An 18,242-nucleotide genomic window follows, 5' to 3' on the forward strand; every position below is an offset into this window, starting at 1 on the left:
ATCATGATGGATAATAAGACCTTTATCCTTGCCGGGATTGTCATCGCCCTTCTCATCGGGGGTGTGGCAGTCTTCTTTGCATCCGGAGACCCCGATGGTCTTGAGAGTACGGCGCTCGTCGTGCAGGGGCAGAAGGAACTGACCGGATCAACGCCGGAAGGAGCCGAGATCCACGAAGACCTGACCGGCAAGTTCTCGTATGAATCCCCGATGCCGGACTACTCCCTTGGCGAATCTATGGGTTCCACAGGAGGGATTGTGGCAATCGCTGTCGGTACTATCCTCGCGTTCCTGGTTGTCCTTGGCCTTGCCTACGGCCTGAAATTGATCAATAAACCGGCAAAGCAGAACCAATAGACCTTTACCTTTTTTCACCCCATTTCCTGTACTTATGCACCTGATCGAGACCCGCGATCTCTGTTATACCTATCCCGGTAAAGTCACTGCATTGAACAATATCAACTTCATTGCCCCAAGGAACTCCCGCATCGCCGTTATCGGGTCGAATGGTGCCGGAAAGAGCACGCTCTTCAAGCATTTCAACGGGATCTTCAAGGCCACCTCGGGCTCGGTGCTTATCCGGGGCGAGCCCATCACAAAAGAGAACATCAAGGAGATCCGGAAGTTCGTGGGTATCGTCTTCCAGAACCCGGACGACCAGATCTTCTCACCCACTGTGGAACAGGATGTTGCGTTTGGTCCAACGAATCTCGGGCTGGACCCTGAGACCATCCACCACCGGGTTCACGAGGCACTCCGGGTCGTGGGGATCGAGCACCTTGCCCACCGGGTCCCCCATCACCTGAGCGGGGGAGAGAAGAAGCGGGTGGCCATTGCCGGGGTCATAGCAATGGAGCCGGAGGTGCTGGTACTGGACGAGCCGAACGCAGGGCTCGACCCCCGGGGAGTTGCCGACCTTAATTCCTTCATCAATTCGCTCCCGAAAAAGTACGGGATGACCGTCATCTTCTCCACCCACGATGTCGGGCTCGTGCCGGAGGTTGCCGATTATATTTACGTGATGGACAAGGGAAGGATTGTGGCGCAGGGGACAACAGACGAGATCTTTGTCCAGCCGGACATGCTCAGATCGGTGAGGCTCGATGTACCGGTCATCCCAAGACTCCTGAAATCGCTCAAGGACAGTGGCGTGGATGTTTCCATGGCATACACGTACGCGGATGCAGAAGAGGCACTCCTGAAGGCGTTTGGCAAGCGATCATGATCGAAGAACTCTTCCAGATCGAGCGGGACGCGTACAAGGACAGCCCGGTCCACCGGCTGGACGCCCGCGTGAAGATCGTCATCGCCTTTGCCGCGATCATCGCCCTTGTTGCCGTGCCCTACTCCCCCATGATCTACACGGTGGGGGCAGTCTTCTTCCTCTTCTTTGCCCTGCTCTGGTGTTTCACCGGGCTCTCACCCGTTATTTATGCCCGGCGGGCGCTTGCCATCATCCCGCTCTGGGGAGTCATTATCTTCTTCCAGATCTTCTTAAAGAACAAGTACTACACCACCTACGACGTGATCATGAGCCTCCCCTTCGGGATTAACATATATGCCCAATCCGTCGAGTTTGCGTTCATCCTGCTCGTCAAGTTCGTGGTCTGCATCTCCTTCATCATCCTGCTCTCCACCACCACGAAGATGCCCGATATGCTCGAAGGCGGGGCACGGATGGGCCTTCCCGCGGAGTTCGCCCTTGCGCTCGGGATGATGATCCGGTACCTGTTTGTCTTCGGCTACATGTTCCGGAAGATGAACGAGACCCTAAAGACCAAGTGCTTCGATGCCTTTGACCGGAAGCTCTCGTACCGGTACCGGCTCCGCCAGCTGGGGTTCACCATGGGGACGATGTTCATCCGTTCGTACGAGCAGGGCGAGCGGGTGTACACGAGCATGCTCTGCCGGGGATATGGCAGGGAGAGTTACCTGTTTGTTGAGAGGAAGCCGATCAAGCGGCCGGAATGGGCTTTCCTTTCCCTCTCGCTTGCGTTCATCATCGCCATCCCAATCATTGTCTGGCTGGGCCAGTTCAGTATCTTCTGACGTGCCCTGACCGGAATCTTTTAGCCATCCTGTATCTATCATCTCTTCATGGAGCACCAGTTCGGCCACGGTTTTGTGACAAGCATCCTGCTGATCGCCATGCACTTTGCCCTGCCCCCGGAGCAGGCATGGATGGGGGCAGGGGACCATGTTGCAGGGCTTGTCCTGCCCGACAAATTCCGGGGGACGGAAGTCGAGGAGCTCACGACCCTTTTGAGGAAGAAGGTTGTCTGGCACCAGCCGGGCAGCATGGATAAGGAGGATGCCCGCGAGGTGCTGTATACGCTGCAGAGCCTGGTTGTGGCAATTGACCGCGAGCTCGGGATCAAGGATGCTGGACTGGGGGAGTTCCGGTAAGGCTCCCTTCCGCTCCGGGAAAAATATATTTCCCGGAAAATTTTTCATAAAAACGCTGTTTTCCGGGCGGGAAAAATCTGCCCATATTACCGCCTGAAAATGAGCACCATCCTTATATGCCCAAACCTCTAATAATATATGTGGAAATTCTGCGCAATTTTGATGATTTTTTTAACGGAGGTTTTTCTTGACTGACACGTACGATGCATCCCATATCACCGTACTCGAAGGGCTCACCCCGGTCCGCGAGCGTCCGGCGATGTACATTGGCAGCACCGACACCCGCGGCCTGCACCACCTGGTGTACGAGGTCGTGGACAATTCTATTGACGAGGCGCTTGCCGGGTTTTGCACACGGATCGCGGTTGTCATCAACAAGGACGGGTCCCTTTCTGTTGAGGACAATGGCCGGGGTATCCCGGTCGATACCATGGAGAAGAACGGCAAGTGCGCCCTTGAGGTGGTCCTGACCGTCCTCCATGCCGGCGGGAAGTTCGACAAGGCCTCCTACCAGGTCTCCGGCGGCCTGCACGGTGTCGGTGTCTCGGTGGTCAACGCGCTTTCCAACTGGCTCTCCGCCCGCGTCTATCGCGAGGGGAGCATCTACGAAATGAGGTTTGCGCAGGGTAAGCCGACGATGGCTATCACGAAGCGGGAGGAGACACTCAAAGAACTCATCGACCGTTATAAGCAGTGGTATGCCCCGTCTGCGCAGTTCACCCCCGCGGATGAACCGGTCCAGCCTCCACAACCCGGCCAGAGTGTATTATCTTCTGCATACGTGGTCGACCCCGGCAGGAGCGATGAAGAGAACCGGCGGGTGTTCCTCTCGCAGTTCGGTCAGAAGATGACCGGGACCCGGATCCAGTTTGTCCCTGACGCCACGATCTTCGAGACAACGACCTTCGATTATGATATCCTCGCCCACCGGCTACGGGAACTTGCGTTCCTCAACGCTGGGCTCACGATTGTCATCACCGATGAGCGGACCGGCGATTCGGCTACCTATTGTTATGCCGGCGGGCTCTCCGAGTTCGTCAGGTACCTCAACGAGGGTGCGGACTGCCTCCACCCATCCCCCATTGATATGACCAAAAAAGATCCCGAGAACAAGCTCGAGATCGAGGTCGCGATGCAGTATACCACCGGGTATGACGAGAAGATCTTCTCCTATGTCAACTCGGTCAATACCCGGGAAGGTGGCACCCACCTCGAGGGGTTCAGGAGCGCCATCACCCGGGCCATCAATACCGTAGCAAAGAAGAACGGGGTCATCAAGGAGAACTCCACCATCACACTCCGCGGCGAGGATGTCCGCGAGGGTCTCACTTCAGTGGTCTCTGTCAAGATGGCCAACCCCCAGTTTGAGGGCCAGACCAAGATGCGCCTTGGCAACAGCAGCGTCAAGGGGATTGTCGACTCCCTCGTGTACGCAGCACTCTCGGAATATTTTGACGAGAATCCCAATACCCTGAAGATCATTGTCGAGAAGGCGCTCTCGGCAGCAAAGGCCCGCGAGGCGGCCCGGAACGCCCGCGAACTGGCACGGCGCAAGAGCACGCTTGAAAGCGGCGGCCTCCCGGGGAAGCTTGCCGACTGCTCGGAACGCGACCCGGCAAAGTCCGAGATCTATATTGTGGAAGGAGATTCGGCAGGCGGTTCGGCAAAAGGCGGCCGGGACCGGAAGTTCCAGGCCATCCTCCCCCTGCGGGGTAAGATCCTCAACGTAGAGAAAGCCGGAGAGCACCAGATCTTAAAGAACGCCGAGATCCAGACCCTCATTTCAGCGATCGGGACCGGTATTGGCGAGAAGTTCGATGCCGAGCGGGCCCGCTACCACCATATCGTAATCATGACCGATGCGGATGTGGACGGTGCACACATCAGGACACTCCTTCTCACGTTCTTCTACCGCTACATGCCCAAGCTCATCGAGCTGGGGTACGTGTACATTGCCCAACCGCCCCTCTTCCGTGTCTGGAAGGGAAAGGAAGAGAAGTACGTGTACAAGGAAGAGGAGATGCAGAAGGTCTCCGCTGCCATGGGAGAGAAAGGCGTCTCCGTGCAGCGGTACAAGGGTCTTGGTGAAATGAACGCCCAGCAGCTCTGGGACACGACCATGGACCCCGCCCACCGCATCTTTTTGCAGGTGACCATCGAGGACGCCATGGAAGCCAACGAGATCTTCAAGACGCTGATGGGAAAGGACGTGGAGATACGCAAGAATTTCATCATCCGCCATGCCAGGGAGGTGACGAACCTTGACATCTAAAAAGGAAGCACCCGCCCCCGAGCCCGAGACTCACCGTACCGAGCCGATCAGCATAGAACACGAGATGAAGACCTCGTTCATCAACTACGCGATGTCAGTCATCATCAGCCGTGCGATCCCCGATGTACGGGACGGGCTCAAGCCGGTCCACCGCCGTTCGCTCTACGGCATGTGGGACATGGGCAACACGAGCGACAAGCCGACCCGCAAGAGCGCGAGGGTGGTCGGTGACGTCATGGGTAAGTACCACCCGCATGGCGACGCTTCCATCTACGACACCATTGTCAAGATGGCCCAGCCCTTCTCCTACCGGCACATGCTCGTGCAGGGGCAGGGTAACTTCGGGTCAATCGACGGCGACTCTGCGGCAGCATCCCGTTACACCGAAGTCCGGCTGTTCCCCTATGCCGAAGCACTCCTTGAGGACCTGGAAAAGGAGACCGTTGAGTTCAAGCCGAACTATGACGAGTCGCTGCAGGAGCCCACCGTTCTCCCGGCAAAGATCCCGAACCTGCTCGTCAACGGGACGGACGGTATCGCCGTGGGTATGGCGACCAAGATGCCGCCGCACAACCTCAAGGAGGTCTGTTCGGCAGTCTCGGCCTATCTCGACAACCCGGAGATCCCCGTCGAGGACCTCCTGCGGATCATGCCCGGCCCGGACTTCCCGACCGGTGGTATCCTGATGGGGGTTGAGGGAGTCAAGAATATCTACGCCACCGGACAGGGGCGTGTCATTGTCCGCGGTGTTGCGGAGATCGAGGAGTCGGAGGGGGGCAACCGGGGCGACCGGATCATTGTCACCGAACTCCCGTACCAGGTGAACAAGGCCCAGTGGATCAGCGGGATCGCCGATATGGTCAAGGACAAGAAAATCGACGGCATCTCCGACATCCGCGATGAGTCCGACAAGGAGGGTATACGGGTTGTCTTCGAGCTCAGGAAGGGCACGATGGCACCGGTCATCTTAAACAACCTTTACAAGAACACGGCGCTCGAGTCCAGTTTCTGGACCTCCAACCTTGCTATTGTCGACGGCCAGCCCAAGGTCCTCACCTTGCACGGCCTCCTTGGCCACTTCGTCCAGCACCGGATCGAGGTGATCCGGCGCAGGTCAGAGTTCGACCTGAAGAAGGCGCAGGAGAAGGTCCACATCTTAAACGGGCTCCTTATTGCCCTGTCGAAGATCGATGCGATTATCAAGGCCATCCGTGCTTCCGACACGGTCGACACAGCCCGGAGTGCCCTGATCGCCCAGTTCGGGCTTGACGAACCGCAGGCAAACGCGATCCTCCAGATGCAGCTCCGCCGTCTCGCTGCCCTTGAACAGAAGAAGATCACGGACGAGAAGAGCGATCTCGAAGCCGAGATCCGGCGTCTCGAAAAGATCCTTGAGAGCGAGGCAAACATCAAGGATGTTATCCGGCAGGAGACCGCCGCAGTAGCAGAAAAGTTCGGCGACAAGCGCCGGACCCAGATCGCCCTTGACACGAGCGAGCTCTCGACTGAGGATCTCATCGAGGACAAGGCAGTGCTTGTCTCCATCACATCCGCCAACTACATCAAGCGCATGGACATCGATACCTACCGGAAGCAGCGCCGCGGCGGCCATGGCATCACCGGCATGACAACGAAGGAAGAGGATGTTGTCGACTCGATCTTCACGGCCAGCATGAAGGACTACCTCCTCTGCTTCACGAACAACGGCCGGGTCTACTGGCTCAAGGTGTACCAGATCCCCGAGAGTTCGAGGATTGCAAAGGGCAAGCCGATCGTAAACCTCCTCAACCTCAAGGACGAGGTTGTCACCACCATCATCCCGATCCGCGAGTTCCGGGCCGACCAGTACCTGATCTTTGCAACCAAGCTCGGCCAGACCATCAAGATCCAGCTTGATGAATTCTCGAACCCCCGTTCCACCGGGACCAATGCGATCAGGCTCAAAGAGAATGACCGGCTCGTGGACGTTATCCTCACGGGCGGCAACAACGAGCTGATCCTGACCAGCCGGTTCGGCCAGAGCCTCCGGTTCCACGAGGACTCCATCCGTATTGTGGGCAGGAACGCCCAGGGTGTCCGGGGCATGAAGCTCCGGGGCGAAGACACCATCGTTGCCATCACGCTCCTTGAGAAGGATCACCTTCTTACCATCTCCGATGTAGGCTTTGGCAAGCGGAGCGAGTTCGACGAGTTCCGCGGGCACGGGCGTGGCACGATGGGTGTCCGGAACATGCTGCTCGAACGCGCTGCCGTCGTCATTGAGTCGCGGGCGGTCTCCGACACAGATGAGATCATTGCCATGACCGCTTCGGGCATCGTCATCCGCATCCCGGTCAGCGAGTTCCGGATCATCGGCCGCGGCACCAAGGGCGTCCGCGTCATGAAGCTCGATGAGAAGGACAAGGTCGTGGGTATTGCCGTTGTACCGGCAGAGATGGCGAGTGGCAACGGGAACGATAATAGCGAAGCCGGGAAACCGGAAGAATAACCGTTTTCCCTTACCCTTCTTTTGGTAGTCATGGCAGGAGAGTATCCTTTATCTCTCCTGCCCCCGACATCCCTGATTAGGATCGTTCATGTACCGGAAAGAGCTGACCGTCATTTCGCAGAGCGAAGGCGACATCATTGATATAACCGAAGAGGTGAGGAGGGCAGTAAAAGAGAGCAGGATCAAGGAAGGTCTTGCCCATCTCTTTGTCCATCACTCGACAGCCGCGCTCACGACCATCGAGTATGAGCCTGGGGTGCTTTCTGACCTGAAACGGGCATTGTCCGTCCTTGCACCCGACAATATCCCCTATGCCCACAATACCCGGTGGGGCGATGGGAACGGCCGGTCCCATGTCAAGGCTGCACTGGTCGGCCCTTCTCTGACACTACCGGTCGGGAAGGGCGAACTGCTCTGCGGGACCTGGCAGCAGGTCGTCCTCCTTGAACTGGACGTGAATGCCGGGCGGACACGCTCGATTACCTGCACCATTACGGGGGAATGAGTCGGTGGCCGGTGATGACCTGAAACAGGAGATCCGGCAGAAATGCGCAGCGCTCGATATCCCCCTTGTCGGGTTTGCCCCGGCCGATCGCTGGGATACCCCTCTCTTTGATCCGTGGATACCTCCGGAATTTCGCCCACGGTCAATCTACCCGGAAGCAAAGACCGTGATTGTATTCGGTCTGCCGGTCAGCCTGCCCATTGTTGATTCGGCTCCATCGATCTGGTACCACGAGTTGTACAAAACCGTCAACGGCCTGCTCGACCAGCACGGGTACCGGATCGCGTTACACCTTACCTCACGGGGATTCCCCTTGATCTGGGTCCCGCGCGACGGGTATGGCTCGATCGAGATCTTAAAAGAGAGACCGGTTGCCTTCTTCTCCCACCGCCATGCCGCGTTCCTTGCCGGCCTCGGTAATTTCGGCATAAACAACGTCCTGCTCACACCGGAGTTCGGCCCCCGTGTCCGGTTTGCCTCTGTCTTCACAGCGGCAGAGATCTCGTCTGACCCTGTCATGGAAGAGCCCCTCTGCATACGGTGTATGCGGTGCGTTGATACCTGCCCGGTGAATGCCCTTCCTGGCCAGGAATATCCCCTTGGCCTGACCAACAAACTGACCTGTGCGGCAAGGTCAGAGGCGCTGAACAAGCGGGCTCTCTCACCCTGCGGGATCTGTATCAAGGTCTGCCCGGTTGGCCGCGACCGGGCCCTGTACCGCCGGGAGGACTGTGCGGTATACGATGAGGAGAACCCGGGTGCGACCGGTCTCCACCGGTCCTGGAACCATGTACGGACGTACGGGAGCTGGTAGGTTTTCCGCGACTGAAGGACGGTTTCTCGCAGAGTTTCCATTCCCGGCGATCTAATCATCTGTTTTTATATTTGGGGACGTTCAATTCCTACTTTGGTGTCCCTCGCAAGAGGGAAATGGTTCAGGGGTACGAGGATAAGTGTTATATACCTACTTCGTAGTGTACTCACATAACAGGAAGGCCTGCAGATGAATTCCCATACCAGGAAACAGGAGCCCCCTGCAGATCCTGGACATGGCTCCTATACCCCACCGGAGGGAAATGAATCCGGTACAGACCTTCCCATCTCAGTCCTGTACGTGGACGATGAGCCGTCTCTCCTCGAACCGACAAAACTATCCCTGGAGAAGCAGGGCCGGCTTTTTGTGGACACGACAACGAGCGCCCGCTCTGCAGGGGAGATGATGGAAAAGCATGCCTACGATGTCATCGTCTCCGATTACCAGATGCCCGGTACCGATGGCATCGTATTTTTGCAGCAGCTGAGAAAGGAAGGCAACACGATCCCCTTCATTATCTTCACAGGAAAAGGCCGGGAGGATGCCGTCATCGAGGCCTACAATTCCGGCGCTGACTTTTACCTTGCAAAGGGTGGCACTCCAAAGGCAATGTTCCTCGACCTCACCCACAAGATCGAGCAGGTCGTGAACCGGCGCCGGACCGAGAACGCGCTCAAAAGAAGCGAAGAGAAGTACCGTGCCATCTTCGAGGCACTCGATGACCTGTATTACAGGACCGATATGCAGGGGATCATCCAGACACTGTCCCCGTCCTGCCGGAAACTGACCGGGTTTGATCCTGCCACGCTTATCGGGCATTCAGTCCTTGAACTCTATCCCGATCCGGAACAGCGGCAGCAGCTTGTCGACGAACTCCTGCTGAACGGGGCAGTCCACGATTACGAGATCATCTTAAAGAACAAGGATGGTGTACCGCGGCATGTCACAGCAACGAGCCATGTCGTGCGGGATGCCAGCGGCAGTCCTGTCGCAATCGAGGGCATTCTTCATGATGTAACTGACAGAAAACAGATGGAAGCCGCACTGGTCGCAAGCGAGGAGAAGTACCGGACCCTTGCGGATTTCCTCCCTGTCATGGTCTTCGAGACTGACCGCGAGGGCCGGGCGACCTTTGCCAACCGCCTCACGTTTCCGACATTTGGGATCACACCTGCAGATATCGTGAACGGTATCAACATCCTGGACCACATCGTCATCGAGGAACGTGAGGATGCAAAGCAGGGTGTTAAGGAACTCTTCCGCGGCAGGGAGCGTATCCCCCGTGAATACACGCTCGTGAAAAAAGACGGTTCGCGTTTCCCTGCCCTGATCCGGTCAACTGCCATCCATGACTGGAAGAGCCAGACTATCACCGGCATCCGCGGTGTTGTCATCGACCTGACGGAACAGAAAAAGCAGGAATCTGCCTTAAAGGAGGCATACTCCGGCCTTGAACAGAAGGTGACGGAACGGACACACGAGCTGAGCGAACTCACCGAGAGCCTGAAAAAAGAGATCGCAGAGAAGAACCGCGTCATGGAAGCGCTCACAACAAGCGAGGAGAAGTACCGGACCCTGGTCGAGCAGATCGGTGACATCGTCTTCCATGTTGACCCGTCCGGCCTGATCACGTACATCAGTCCCCACGTGCTGGGGGATATCGATAACCCGCAGGCGCCCATCAATGTCATCGACATCGCCCCCGCGGAGTACCGCAGGCAGATCCACGCGCTCATTGACCCGTCTGCCCCCAGCCATGACGTGATCTCAGGATTCGAGCTTCCTCTCCTGTTATCGGTGAATGTCAGGACTGTCCTCTATGAGATCAATGCAACGCCGACCTTTGACAAGGAGAACGCCTACACCGGCTATTCCGGGATTGCCCGGAACATCACGGAGAGGAAGAACCTGCAGAACGCCATTGCGGCATCCCTGCTGGAGAAGGAGACGCTTTTAAAAGAGATCCACCACCGTGTCAAGAATAACATGCAGGTGATCTCGAGCCTCTTAAACCTCCAGATACGGTTGATGAAGGATGAGAAGAGCCGGGAGGCGCTCCTGGAGAGCCAGAACCGGGTCATGTCGATTGCCCTTGTTCACGAGAAATTGTACCAGTCAAAGAGTTTTGCCGAGATCGATTTCCGCGACTACCTGATGAAGATCTCCGAGAACCTGATGCAGTCCTTCGGGGTGCCGAGAGGAAAGGTCCGGGTGGATATCCGTGGAGAGAACGTTGTCCTGCCGCTGGAGAAAGCTATCCCCGTCAGCCTGATCGTCAACGAGCTCCTCTCCAATGCATTCAAGTATGCCTATCCCAATGAAAGGACGGGGACCATCCTTGTCAGCCTCCAGCAGGACGGCAACCGGTATACACTTCTCATCAGGGATGATGGTATCGGCCTTCCCGAAAGCGTCACCCTTGACAATATAGAGACGCTGGGCCTCCAGCTCGTCGTGTCGCTTGTCGGGCAGCTGGTCGGGACGATCGCACTGGACCGGTCCAACGGAACGGAGTTTAGCATCGAGTTCACAAAAGAGATGCCGGGGGGATAACAATGACTGAAACCAAGATCCTGATTGTTGAAGACGAGGCCGTGACCGGGATGGATATCAGAAAGAGCCTTGTCGAGATGGGGTATTCGGTTGTTGCCGTTGCCACAACCGGAGAATTAGCCATACGTAAGGCAGCTGAACTGCATCCTGACCTTATCCTGATGGATATCTTGCTGGGTGGTAAGATGAACGGCATCGAAGCCGCCGACAAGATCCGGCGGCATTGCCATATCCCGGTCGTCTACGTTACCGCTTACAGCGATGACTCGTTCCTCGCCAAGGCCAAGCTGACAGAGCCGTTTGGGTATATCTTAAAACCGTTCCGCGAACTGGAGCTCAAGACAACCATCGAGATGGCCCTGTACAAGAACGCCATGGAGCACGCCCTCCGGATCAGCGAAGAGACCACCCGCGTGATCCTCGATGCAACTGATGACTTCCTCTTCTTAATCGATCCCCGCGGAAAAATCCTCACCGTCAACCAGGCCCTGGCAAAAAAGGCCGGAAAGCATCCCCGCGACTTCATCGGTACCGATATCGCCCTGCTGATCACGCAGGGTATCCTCTCGTCCCGCATGGCTGCCTGGAACCTCGCTACGAACCAGAAGGAGCCTGTCCGGTTCCAGGAGGAGTTCCACAACCGCTGGTTCGATGCAGCGATCTACCCGGTCACGTCACCGGAGGAGGATGTAGTCCTCTTCGCGGTATCGATCCGTGATATTACGGACCGGAAGATGCTGGAAGAACAGTCCCGGCAGAACGAGGAGTTCTTCCGCTCGCTCATCGAGGACACCTCTGATGTGATTGCGGTCCTGGACCACGACGGGACCCTCCGGCACGAGAGCCCTTCGATCACGCGGTGTCTCGGTTATGCTTCGGAACAGATCGTGGGAAAACCGTTCTCCATCCTCTTCCCGGAAGAGAGCCTGCCGGTCTTTAAGCGAGTGCTTGAGGAGATCCTCCAGACACCCGGCATGGTCCGTGCCGTGAAGTTTCCAGTGAAGTCCGCGGACGGGGCAGACCGGATCATGGAGGGGATCATCAGCAACCTGTACGGGAACCCGGTCATCGAAGGGATCGTTGTCAACGGGTGGATAAAGAAAGGATCTGCGGATCCTGCCCCGGCCCGGCCCGAAAGCAGTGCCCCTCCTTCACCCCCGGCCTGAGTATTTCTTTTTGCGGGAGCCTCTCACTGCCCCGGGTCAAAGATCCGTATGCACCGGTGTCAGGTATACTGATCAGGCAGCCTTCGGGATCGCCTTTACCGATTTTACATAGAAGAACCCGACGATACCGAAGGTGATGGCCGGGGAGACCCAGAATGGGATGTGGACGCCGAAGCTGTCCATGATCATGATGCAACCAAGGAAGAAGATCGAGTACATCGCCCCGTTCTTGAGATACAGGTACTTCTTTATGTTCTCGACGTTTCTTACCGTCAGTTCACGGACCACGAACGCCCCGAGACCATTGCCGAGAAGGATGAGGGGGACTGCCATCGTGAAGGCGAACGCCCCGATGACGCCGTCAATCGAGAAGGTTGCATCGATCACTTCAAGATAGAAGATCTTGGAAACATCCGACATGTCGCCGTGCAGCATCTTCTGCTCGGCCTGCTCGGCGTTCTGCCGGAACCCGTGGACAATAAAGAATGCAGTCGACCCGACGACGGCACCAAACGCAAGCATCGTGCTCTTCCCGAGAGCAAACCAGACGAGCCCGGTCAGGAGGATCGAGACAACCGCAAAGAACCATACTCCCTGCCGGACAAAGAACCGTTCGCCCCGGAGGCCGAAGTTCTTGTGCTCCAAAAAGAGCCAGTGGAAGAAGAGAAAGATGAGGAATGTCCCGCCGAACATCAGGAGCATGGGGGCGGATTCTTCAATGGCCGCGATCACGGCGGGATCGCTTGAGAAGGTTGCCATGAACGCCCCGACGGGCCCGAGCGCAGGCGAGGAGAGCCAGACGATCAGCCAGGGCAGGAGGCCACGGACGGCAAAGACGGCGATGATGAGGCCCCAGAGGAGGAACCAGCGCTTCGCCCGCTCGCTCATGGTCGAGAGCACTTCGGCATTGATGATGGCATTGTCAATGCTTGTGATGGTCTCGAAGAGACAGAGACCGGCCACGATGAGGACGATGGAGAGGAGATCCATGGATCAGGATCATATGGTGAGCGGCAGGTAAAAAGGATGCCGGAAGGATATAATCAGGGAAGACCAGTTTTTTTATGCACTGGCGGTGTCAATGACTGTAAAGGAGAGAGCAATGACAGCATTTCCCACCGAGGAAAAAGAATATACTCCGGATCATGTACGGGCAATAGCAGAACGACTCCAGTCCGCCCGCACTCGGGGGGAACTCGGCGAGATCCTGGCATCCGAAGCAGAGAAGTACTCCCTCTTCGACCTCCAGATCATCGGGGGGAGGTTGAATGCCGAGATCGAGAAACTACCGTCACCCTACCGCGAAGCCGTTGCCCCGTTTTTCCGGGACCAGCTCTTTTTGGCCCATCATCGCCTCCTCTCCATGCACCGGAGCGGGGCGTTTCGCCGGCTCTCCGGTTCGATCCGGGACCTAGAGCGGTTCGATGCCTTCTGCGACATGCTTCCTTCAGGGCTCTTTGCCTGGAACGATGCAGGCGAGCGGAACCCGTACTTCCGGAACCCGAAGAACCGGTTCTTCTATTACCTTGTTGCCGCGTTCACGATGTTTGTCCTCGAGGAGCCGGGGCACCCGGTGGGCATGCCGTTTCCCGGCGGGTTCACCGTGGAACAGCGGGGAAGTGACTATTACTGCCTGATCCGGGACAAGGAGAAGGATGTCTTTTACTCTATCTGCAACTTCTGCCCCGCAAAACAGAGCGAGGAGCCGGCCCGCGACAATTCCCGTCCATCAGCAGGTGGCATGGGAAGGTGAATCCATAAGGGCCACGCCGGATACCCGCGATTTTTTCGGCTGTCGCGCCTTTGCAACGACAGCAGTGTTTCCCGTGTATCCATTCCGTTCCAAGAAAGGCTTTCTCGTACCGGAAAAAATGAGTAGCCATGACGGAAAACCACGGGATACTCTATTCCCTGGCACTCTTCAAGCAGCGGTACGTGCGGGGAACGTCCTGGACCCAGATCGTGCTCAACTTCGGTATCATCACCGCCAATGCCAAACTCTTCGAGGACTTCTTCTGGATCCACCTCGGGCTGACCATGCCAGAGGTCATCGCGCTCTCGGTCCCCGGGTATGTGCTTGTCTGCTACCTTATCGGGCATTATGACGAGAAGATCGGGTTCTGGCAGATGGAGAACAACCTGAGCTACCGGTTCTCGCCCTACTCGGACGAGATGCGCCGGGACATCCGCGAGATCAAGGAACAGCTCAGGAAAGGGACATGAGAGTCCGGTTGTTTCGGTAACGTAACCGCCCCCGTGAGGGGATGCGGGAAAAACGGTGATGGGGTGTCAGTCCAGCGGGATGGTCTCGAGCTGGGAGACAAGCTCCCAGATCCGGGTCCGCGCGTGAATGGGCATGTTGGGGTCGTTGGAGATCTCGTCAATCTTGGAAATGGCTTCTGCTGCGCGCAGCCCCATCGCCTTGTTGTTGTTTGAAAGCATGGTCCGGGTCTCGTCAGCTACCCGCCTTATATTTCTCGGTATCGAACTGTCTTCCTGGATGTGCTGCAGCATCAGGATACAGTTTTCCATTGTCTTGTCAGCATTTACCATAGTATCGCCTGCTTACCTGTGTACCTGTAGTTAATATGCGGAACCGGCATATATAGTTTAAATAAGGACCAGACGGTGATCCCATGACGGCGAGAAAGGAAGACGAGATTATGGCCGAATACCTCCTCAAAGGGGGAAAGATGCTTGAGAAGACCTGCAAGACCTGCGGATGCCCGCTCTTCGAGGTGAAGGGAAAGACGCTCTGCGTGGTCTGCGCAGAGAAGGATACGGAGAAGGAGGCAAAGAAGGAACCCTCCCGAAAATCCGCAGCCTCCGCCTCCCCAGCGACTGCCGCCGCCACAACCATGCACGGCCATGCCCAAAGTCATGATCATGGGCACGCGAACAGCTGTACGTGCGGCGTTGACCATGACGAGGAGTCCTGCACCTGCGGGGACGAGGAGGGTGGTCTGCTCGCCGAGGAGCTGGCAATGACTATCCACGCGCTCTGCGAACGGGTCCATAACGAGAAGGATCCTGAAAATGTCCTCACCCTGATGCAGGCCGTGAAGGCAGGGACCGAGGCGCTCGAGATTTTGTGCCGGCTGTAATTTTTTAACCAAATGCTCTTTTTTCCCTGGCAGATTTCCTTCGCATGGGGAATACCCGGATCTTCAGGGAAGTGACCGGGCCCGTCGCATTGTACGGGGCGCCTTGTCGGGACCGGTTTCCCCAATAACGTGAACCCAGATAAATTTCAGATTCATGCCCTGGATCTTCTGGGAGATTGCAAGAGGATCCACCTTCTTTCCCTGAGCCCTGATACTGTAATGATAGTATTCCGTGGTGACGACGTACCGCTTCTCATCCAGAAATCGCTTGATCAGGTCCCGTTTTCCGCCGGAGATATGATAAATCGCGTCAATCGCAGGGGGAGCTGGTGTCCAGTCTTTCATCCTGATGTCGTACGCTTCTTTCACCGAAGCATACTGCGGGCTGGTGATCACCTGTCCCGTGCTGAAGTGGGAAAGAGTATCCCATTGCACTTCATATTCCAGCTTTCCCGTCGGCTTCACCGGTACGGGCGCATCAGCGGTAGCCGGACTTCGTAACTCATGGGATTCTTTGTGTACTCCATTCATGTGCCGGCTCCAGTTTCTCCCGTTTTAAAACATGATTGTAGTTCGGCTCTCCGGATTAAATAGTAGTGACCTGCTGTACGGTGGTCATGATCCTTTTATGCACGGAGTAACCATGCGGAAAACTTCCGATAAACAACCATTTAACCATCTACTCCGGACACTGATCAATGGACCGGAAGGAACACGTCCACATCATCAGCGCCGGGGAGAGGATCCACCTTGCATACCCGGCCGTCTTTCGTCTCCTGCCCACCATCTCGCACACATATGTCCTTGCCAGCGATGAGGTATACACAGAATCGAAGGACCCTGCTCTCGCGAAGGAGCGGGCTGCAACCCGGAACGCGGTCAATGGCGTGAAGGAGATCTCCGGCTCGCTTGCGATCCCGTTTGAACGGGTGACCATCTTTTCCCCGGTCTATCCTGCCGTGCGGAATGCGTTGGCAGGGATCCACCGGAACCATCCTTTAGCCCGGTACAGCTTCGACCTTTCCGGCGGGCCAAAGGATCTCTGCATGGCGCTTTTTACCGTTGCGCCGTGGGTGGGGGCGGAGGTTTATTCGGCGTTCGACGGGAAGGCCCCGCAGCGGGTGCCGGTGCCGAATGTTTCCGTGACCGGGATTATGGCAAATCCCAATTACGCGACCATCCTCTCGGTGTTGATCCGCAGGAGGAGGTTGGCCGGCCCCGGAAACGAGGGTCTGCTTATTCCACGGTCGTACCTGTTCCAGCAGGTCTGGCCGCTGTACCTGCGGTCGCGGGCAAGGAAGGCTGAGCCGGTGCAACCGGATGCGCCGGTGGCACGGTACAGGAGGGGACAAAAGCCGGCGAACAATTTGTCGCAGCAAACATTTTCAACATTTCTTACAACGCTCCGGAAGGCAGGTTTTATTGAAGAGGGACAAGAAGGAGAAAACCGGAAAGAAAAAGCATACCGGATCACGGAACTTGGCGAGACAGCATTCCGGTTTTATGCGGATCCATCCCTTGGCAGCAGCGTGAAGCAGGAGCTGGAGGGGCTGGATGCCGGACCGGATGCGTGAAATTTTTCCGGGAGATCGCGATGAAAAATTTTTCATCGCGAAAACCATGTGTCAGTAAGTGTCCCGATTATCGGATAATTAACCGACAATCAATATGATTATCCGACAATTTTTTGCGGGTACCGGCGTGAGGGTTTCGAACAAACAGGCAGGGGTCGATGAAAAATTTTCGGGCGCGGGTTTGATCGCGATTGAAAATTTTTCAGCAGAGTCTGATTGTGTTCGAAGAACCTGATGGTTCTTCCCATCCTCCAAGTCTGATGACTTGTCGAATTTGAAAAATGGTGGGTCTGATACGCTTCAGATATTATGGTTCCTCTCTAAAAGTGGAACGAGCCTTCCCATCCCCTACGGGGGTCGGCGCGACGCCTCGTCGGGTCGCGCCTGGGCAGATTACCAGTATTCTTGATTGCAGGTAATTGAGGCCGCCGCGGGAGTGCCCCCGCGGGGGCGGCGGTAGGCATCGTAATTTTGAGAAAGACCAAAAACATTATTTGATTCATTTAAAAATATTCTTTGACTTATGAAAAAGTGTCGAAATTGTGGAGGAGAAAAATCCAACTCTGAAACATATTGTGATTGGTGCGGGGAATATTTACCTAATATTGAAAAGGCAACAATTTTTTCATTTATAAGATATTTCTTTCACTCATTCGCTCTTTTAGGAATATTAGGAGCGATTATTTTCTATATTGTAAATATCATAAATGAACCAAGTAACAAAGATTTTCTAACTCAAACCTTCATAGGGATTTCTTTTACAACAGTTCTTCAAATTGGATTATTCATTGGATTACTATTTTTCATTGTGTTGCTTGGAATGTTAATTTTTGAACTTGTAAAAGTCGCCAAACATGGTTTCTCGATCAAAATATTGCTTTTTCTTTTACTGTATTTCTGGGTGTTTGCGATTCTCATTTTTGTGTTTATTGCAAAAGAATGGATTAATCTGATTTCGCTTATTGTTGCAGCGCATTTGGTGTTCATCATCTATCTTGAAATTTTCTATTATTTTCTTCGAGATATTGATAGTACGAGAGAAAGGAGGCACCGAATTGGGACACTGGCGATAATTCTATTTATTACAATTTTTGTGTTAGTGGTATTCATTCCCATAATACAAGATTTTATCAACTCTTGTGCAACTATCCCACTCCCATATGAATCGGAACCACATGCCTTGGGATTAATACTAAATGGTGCTGCTACTGGTTTTTTACTTGGCCTGTTAGTAGCAATTATTTTCAGTATATTGATGGGATATATCGAAATGGCTTTAGATGCAAGGAAGAAAATGGGAATACTATATCATCAGATGCGTGCGAAAATTGGAAAATAATCGTTTCTGTTAATAAAATAG

General features: G+C 55.5%; 18 protein-coding genes. 15 read left to right on the top strand and 3 right to left on the bottom strand.

What is annotated here, in order from left to right; all coding sequences use genetic code 11:
* Positions 1-3 precede the first annotated feature (3 nt).
* The 10 genes from PHF39_RS01000 to PHF39_RS01045 all read left to right on the top strand — a co-directional run bounded on the left by PHF39_RS01000 (position 4) and on the right by PHF39_RS01045 (position 12,204).
* Positions 4-357 carry a PDGLE domain-containing protein gene (locus PHF39_RS01000; protein WP_300219267.1) on the top strand — a complete coding sequence of 118 codons (354 nt, stop codon included), beginning with the start codon at positions 4-6 and terminating at the stop codon, positions 355-357.
* A gap of 34 nt (positions 358-391) precedes the next feature.
* A complete protein-coding gene (locus tag PHF39_RS01005) occupies positions 392-1,225 on the top strand; it encodes an ATP-binding cassette domain-containing protein (RefSeq protein ID WP_300219269.1) in 834 nt (277 codons plus the stop codon).
* Positions 1,222-2,049: a cobalt ECF transporter T component CbiQ gene (gene cbiQ, locus PHF39_RS01010; RefSeq protein WP_300219271.1), complete on the top strand. Its 828-nt coding sequence runs from the start codon at positions 1,222-1,224 to the stop codon at positions 2,047-2,049. Before PHF39_RS01005 ends, cbiQ begins: the two co-directional genes overlap by 4 nt.
* A gap of 48 nt (positions 2,050-2,097) precedes the next feature.
* On the top strand, positions 2,098-2,406 hold the full coding sequence (locus PHF39_RS01015; protein WP_300219273.1) for a hypothetical protein: 309 nt from the start codon (positions 2,098-2,100) through the stop codon (positions 2,404-2,406).
* A 187-nt stretch (positions 2,407-2,593) separates the two neighbouring features.
* Positions 2,594-4,678 carry a DNA topoisomerase subunit B gene (locus PHF39_RS01020; protein WP_300219275.1) on the top strand — a complete coding sequence of 695 codons (2,085 nt, stop codon included), beginning with the start codon at positions 2,594-2,596 and terminating at the stop codon, positions 4,676-4,678.
* Positions 4,668-7,166, top strand: a complete 2,499-nt coding sequence (gene gyrA, locus PHF39_RS01025; RefSeq protein ID WP_300219277.1) for a DNA gyrase subunit A — start codon at positions 4,668-4,670, stop codon at positions 7,164-7,166. The genes PHF39_RS01020 and gyrA overlap by 11 nt, the downstream gene beginning before the upstream one ends.
* An 88-nt stretch (positions 7,167-7,254) precedes the next feature.
* Positions 7,255-7,671, top strand: coding sequence for a secondary thiamine-phosphate synthase enzyme YjbQ (locus tag PHF39_RS01030; protein WP_300219279.1), 417 nt, complete (start codon positions 7,255-7,257; stop codon positions 7,669-7,671).
* Between the two features lie 4 nt (positions 7,672-7,675).
* Positions 7,676-8,485 carry a 4Fe-4S binding protein gene (locus PHF39_RS01035; RefSeq protein WP_300219280.1) on the top strand — a complete coding sequence of 270 codons (810 nt, stop codon included), beginning with the start codon at positions 7,676-7,678 and terminating at the stop codon, positions 8,483-8,485.
* A 189-nt stretch (positions 8,486-8,674) separates the two neighbouring features.
* Entirely contained in the window at positions 8,675-11,038 is a 2,364-nt protein-coding gene (locus PHF39_RS01040) for a response regulator (RefSeq protein WP_300219282.1), read from the top strand.
* Between the two features lie 2 nt (positions 11,039-11,040).
* Complete coding sequence (locus tag PHF39_RS01045) at positions 11,041-12,204, top strand: PAS domain S-box protein (RefSeq protein WP_300219284.1); 1,164 nt, start codon at positions 11,041-11,043, stop codon at positions 12,202-12,204.
* Positions 12,205-12,276: 72 nt separating this feature from the next.
* On the opposite strand, the gene PHF39_RS01050 is transcribed toward PHF39_RS01045, so the two are convergent.
* Complete coding sequence (locus PHF39_RS01050) at positions 12,277-13,194, bottom strand: DUF475 domain-containing protein (protein WP_300219286.1); 918 nt, start codon at positions 13,192-13,194, stop codon at positions 12,277-12,279.
* Positions 13,195-13,306: 112 nt separating this feature from the next.
* Between PHF39_RS01050 and PHF39_RS01055 the strand changes: the two genes are divergently transcribed.
* Together PHF39_RS01055 and PHF39_RS01060 are read left to right on the top strand one after the other, a co-directional pair.
* Positions 13,307-13,957: a DUF2115 domain-containing protein gene (locus PHF39_RS01055; protein WP_300219288.1), complete on the top strand. Its 651-nt coding sequence runs from the start codon at positions 13,307-13,309 to the stop codon at positions 13,955-13,957.
* 128 nt (positions 13,958-14,085) lie between these two features.
* Complete coding sequence (locus PHF39_RS01060; protein WP_300219290.1) at positions 14,086-14,427, top strand: hypothetical protein; 342 nt, start codon at positions 14,086-14,088, stop codon at positions 14,425-14,427.
* Positions 14,428-14,493: 66 nt separating this feature from the next.
* Here PHF39_RS01060 and PHF39_RS01065 read toward each other — a convergent pair whose 3' ends face one another.
* Positions 14,494-14,757: a UPF0147 family protein gene (locus tag PHF39_RS01065; protein WP_300219292.1), complete on the bottom strand. Its 264-nt coding sequence runs from the start codon at positions 14,755-14,757 to the stop codon at positions 14,494-14,496.
* 83 nt (positions 14,758-14,840) lie between these two features.
* Between PHF39_RS01065 and PHF39_RS01070 the strand changes: the two genes are divergently transcribed.
* Positions 14,841-15,308, top strand: coding sequence for an Sjogren's syndrome/scleroderma autoantigen 1 family protein (locus PHF39_RS01070; protein ID WP_300219294.1), 468 nt, complete (start codon positions 14,841-14,843; stop codon positions 15,306-15,308).
* 63 nt (positions 15,309-15,371) lie between these two features.
* On the opposite strand, the gene PHF39_RS01075 is transcribed toward PHF39_RS01070, so the two are convergent.
* Complete coding sequence (locus PHF39_RS01075) at positions 15,372-15,839, bottom strand: hypothetical protein (RefSeq protein ID WP_300219295.1); 468 nt, start codon at positions 15,837-15,839, stop codon at positions 15,372-15,374.
* A 167-nt stretch (positions 15,840-16,006) separates the two neighbouring features.
* Between PHF39_RS01075 and PHF39_RS01080 the strand changes: the two genes are divergently transcribed.
* On the top strand, positions 16,007-16,882 hold the full coding sequence (locus tag PHF39_RS01080; protein ID WP_300219297.1) for a hypothetical protein: 876 nt from the start codon (positions 16,007-16,009) through the stop codon (positions 16,880-16,882).
* 523 nt (positions 16,883-17,405) lie between these two features.
* Complete coding sequence (locus PHF39_RS01085) at positions 17,406-18,221, top strand: hypothetical protein (protein ID WP_300219298.1); 816 nt, start codon at positions 17,406-17,408, stop codon at positions 18,219-18,221.
* The last annotated feature ends 21 nt before the right edge of the window (positions 18,222-18,242 follow it).

Source organism: Methanoregula sp. (assembly GCF_028712425.1).
GTDB lineage: Archaea > Halobacteriota > Methanomicrobia > Methanomicrobiales > Methanospirillaceae > Methanoregula.

Excerpts from the sequence above, each read along its gene's own strand:
- PHF39_RS01060 (WP_300219290.1), top strand. The coding sequence starts at position 14,086 with ATGACGGAAAACCACGGGATACTCTATTCCCTGGCACTCTTCAAGCAG.
- PHF39_RS01065 (WP_300219292.1), bottom strand. The coding sequence starts at position 14,757 with ATGGTAAATGCTGACAAGACAATGGAAAACTGTATCCTGATGCTGCAG.
- cbiQ (WP_300219271.1), top strand. The coding sequence starts at position 1,222 with ATGATCGAAGAACTCTTCCAGATCGAGCGGGACGCGTACAAGGACAGC.
- PHF39_RS01085 (WP_300219298.1), top strand. The coding sequence starts at position 17,406 with ATGAAAAAGTGTCGAAATTGTGGAGGAGAAAAATCCAACTCTGAAACA.
- PHF39_RS01005 (WP_300219269.1), top strand. The coding sequence starts at position 392 with ATGCACCTGATCGAGACCCGCGATCTCTGTTATACCTATCCCGGTAAA.
- PHF39_RS01080 (WP_300219297.1), top strand. The coding sequence starts at position 16,007 with ATGGACCGGAAGGAACACGTCCACATCATCAGCGCCGGGGAGAGGATC.
- PHF39_RS01070 (WP_300219294.1), top strand. The coding sequence starts at position 14,841 with ATGACGGCGAGAAAGGAAGACGAGATTATGGCCGAATACCTCCTCAAA.
- PHF39_RS01075 (WP_300219295.1), bottom strand. The coding sequence starts at position 15,839 with ATGAATGGAGTACACAAAGAATCCCATGAGTTACGAAGTCCGGCTACC.
- PHF39_RS01000 (WP_300219267.1), top strand. The coding sequence starts at position 4 with ATGATGGATAATAAGACCTTTATCCTTGCCGGGATTGTCATCGCCCTT.
- PHF39_RS01055 (WP_300219288.1), top strand. The coding sequence starts at position 13,307 with ATGACAGCATTTCCCACCGAGGAAAAAGAATATACTCCGGATCATGTA.
- PHF39_RS01050 (WP_300219286.1), bottom strand. The coding sequence starts at position 13,194 with ATGGATCTCCTCTCCATCGTCCTCATCGTGGCCGGTCTCTGTCTCTTC.
- PHF39_RS01045 (WP_300219284.1), top strand. The coding sequence starts at position 11,041 with ATGACTGAAACCAAGATCCTGATTGTTGAAGACGAGGCCGTGACCGGG.
- PHF39_RS01030 (WP_300219279.1), top strand. The coding sequence starts at position 7,255 with ATGTACCGGAAAGAGCTGACCGTCATTTCGCAGAGCGAAGGCGACATC.
- PHF39_RS01015 (WP_300219273.1), top strand. The coding sequence starts at position 2,098 with ATGGAGCACCAGTTCGGCCACGGTTTTGTGACAAGCATCCTGCTGATC.
- PHF39_RS01040 (WP_300219282.1), top strand. The coding sequence starts at position 8,675 with ATGAATTCCCATACCAGGAAACAGGAGCCCCCTGCAGATCCTGGACAT.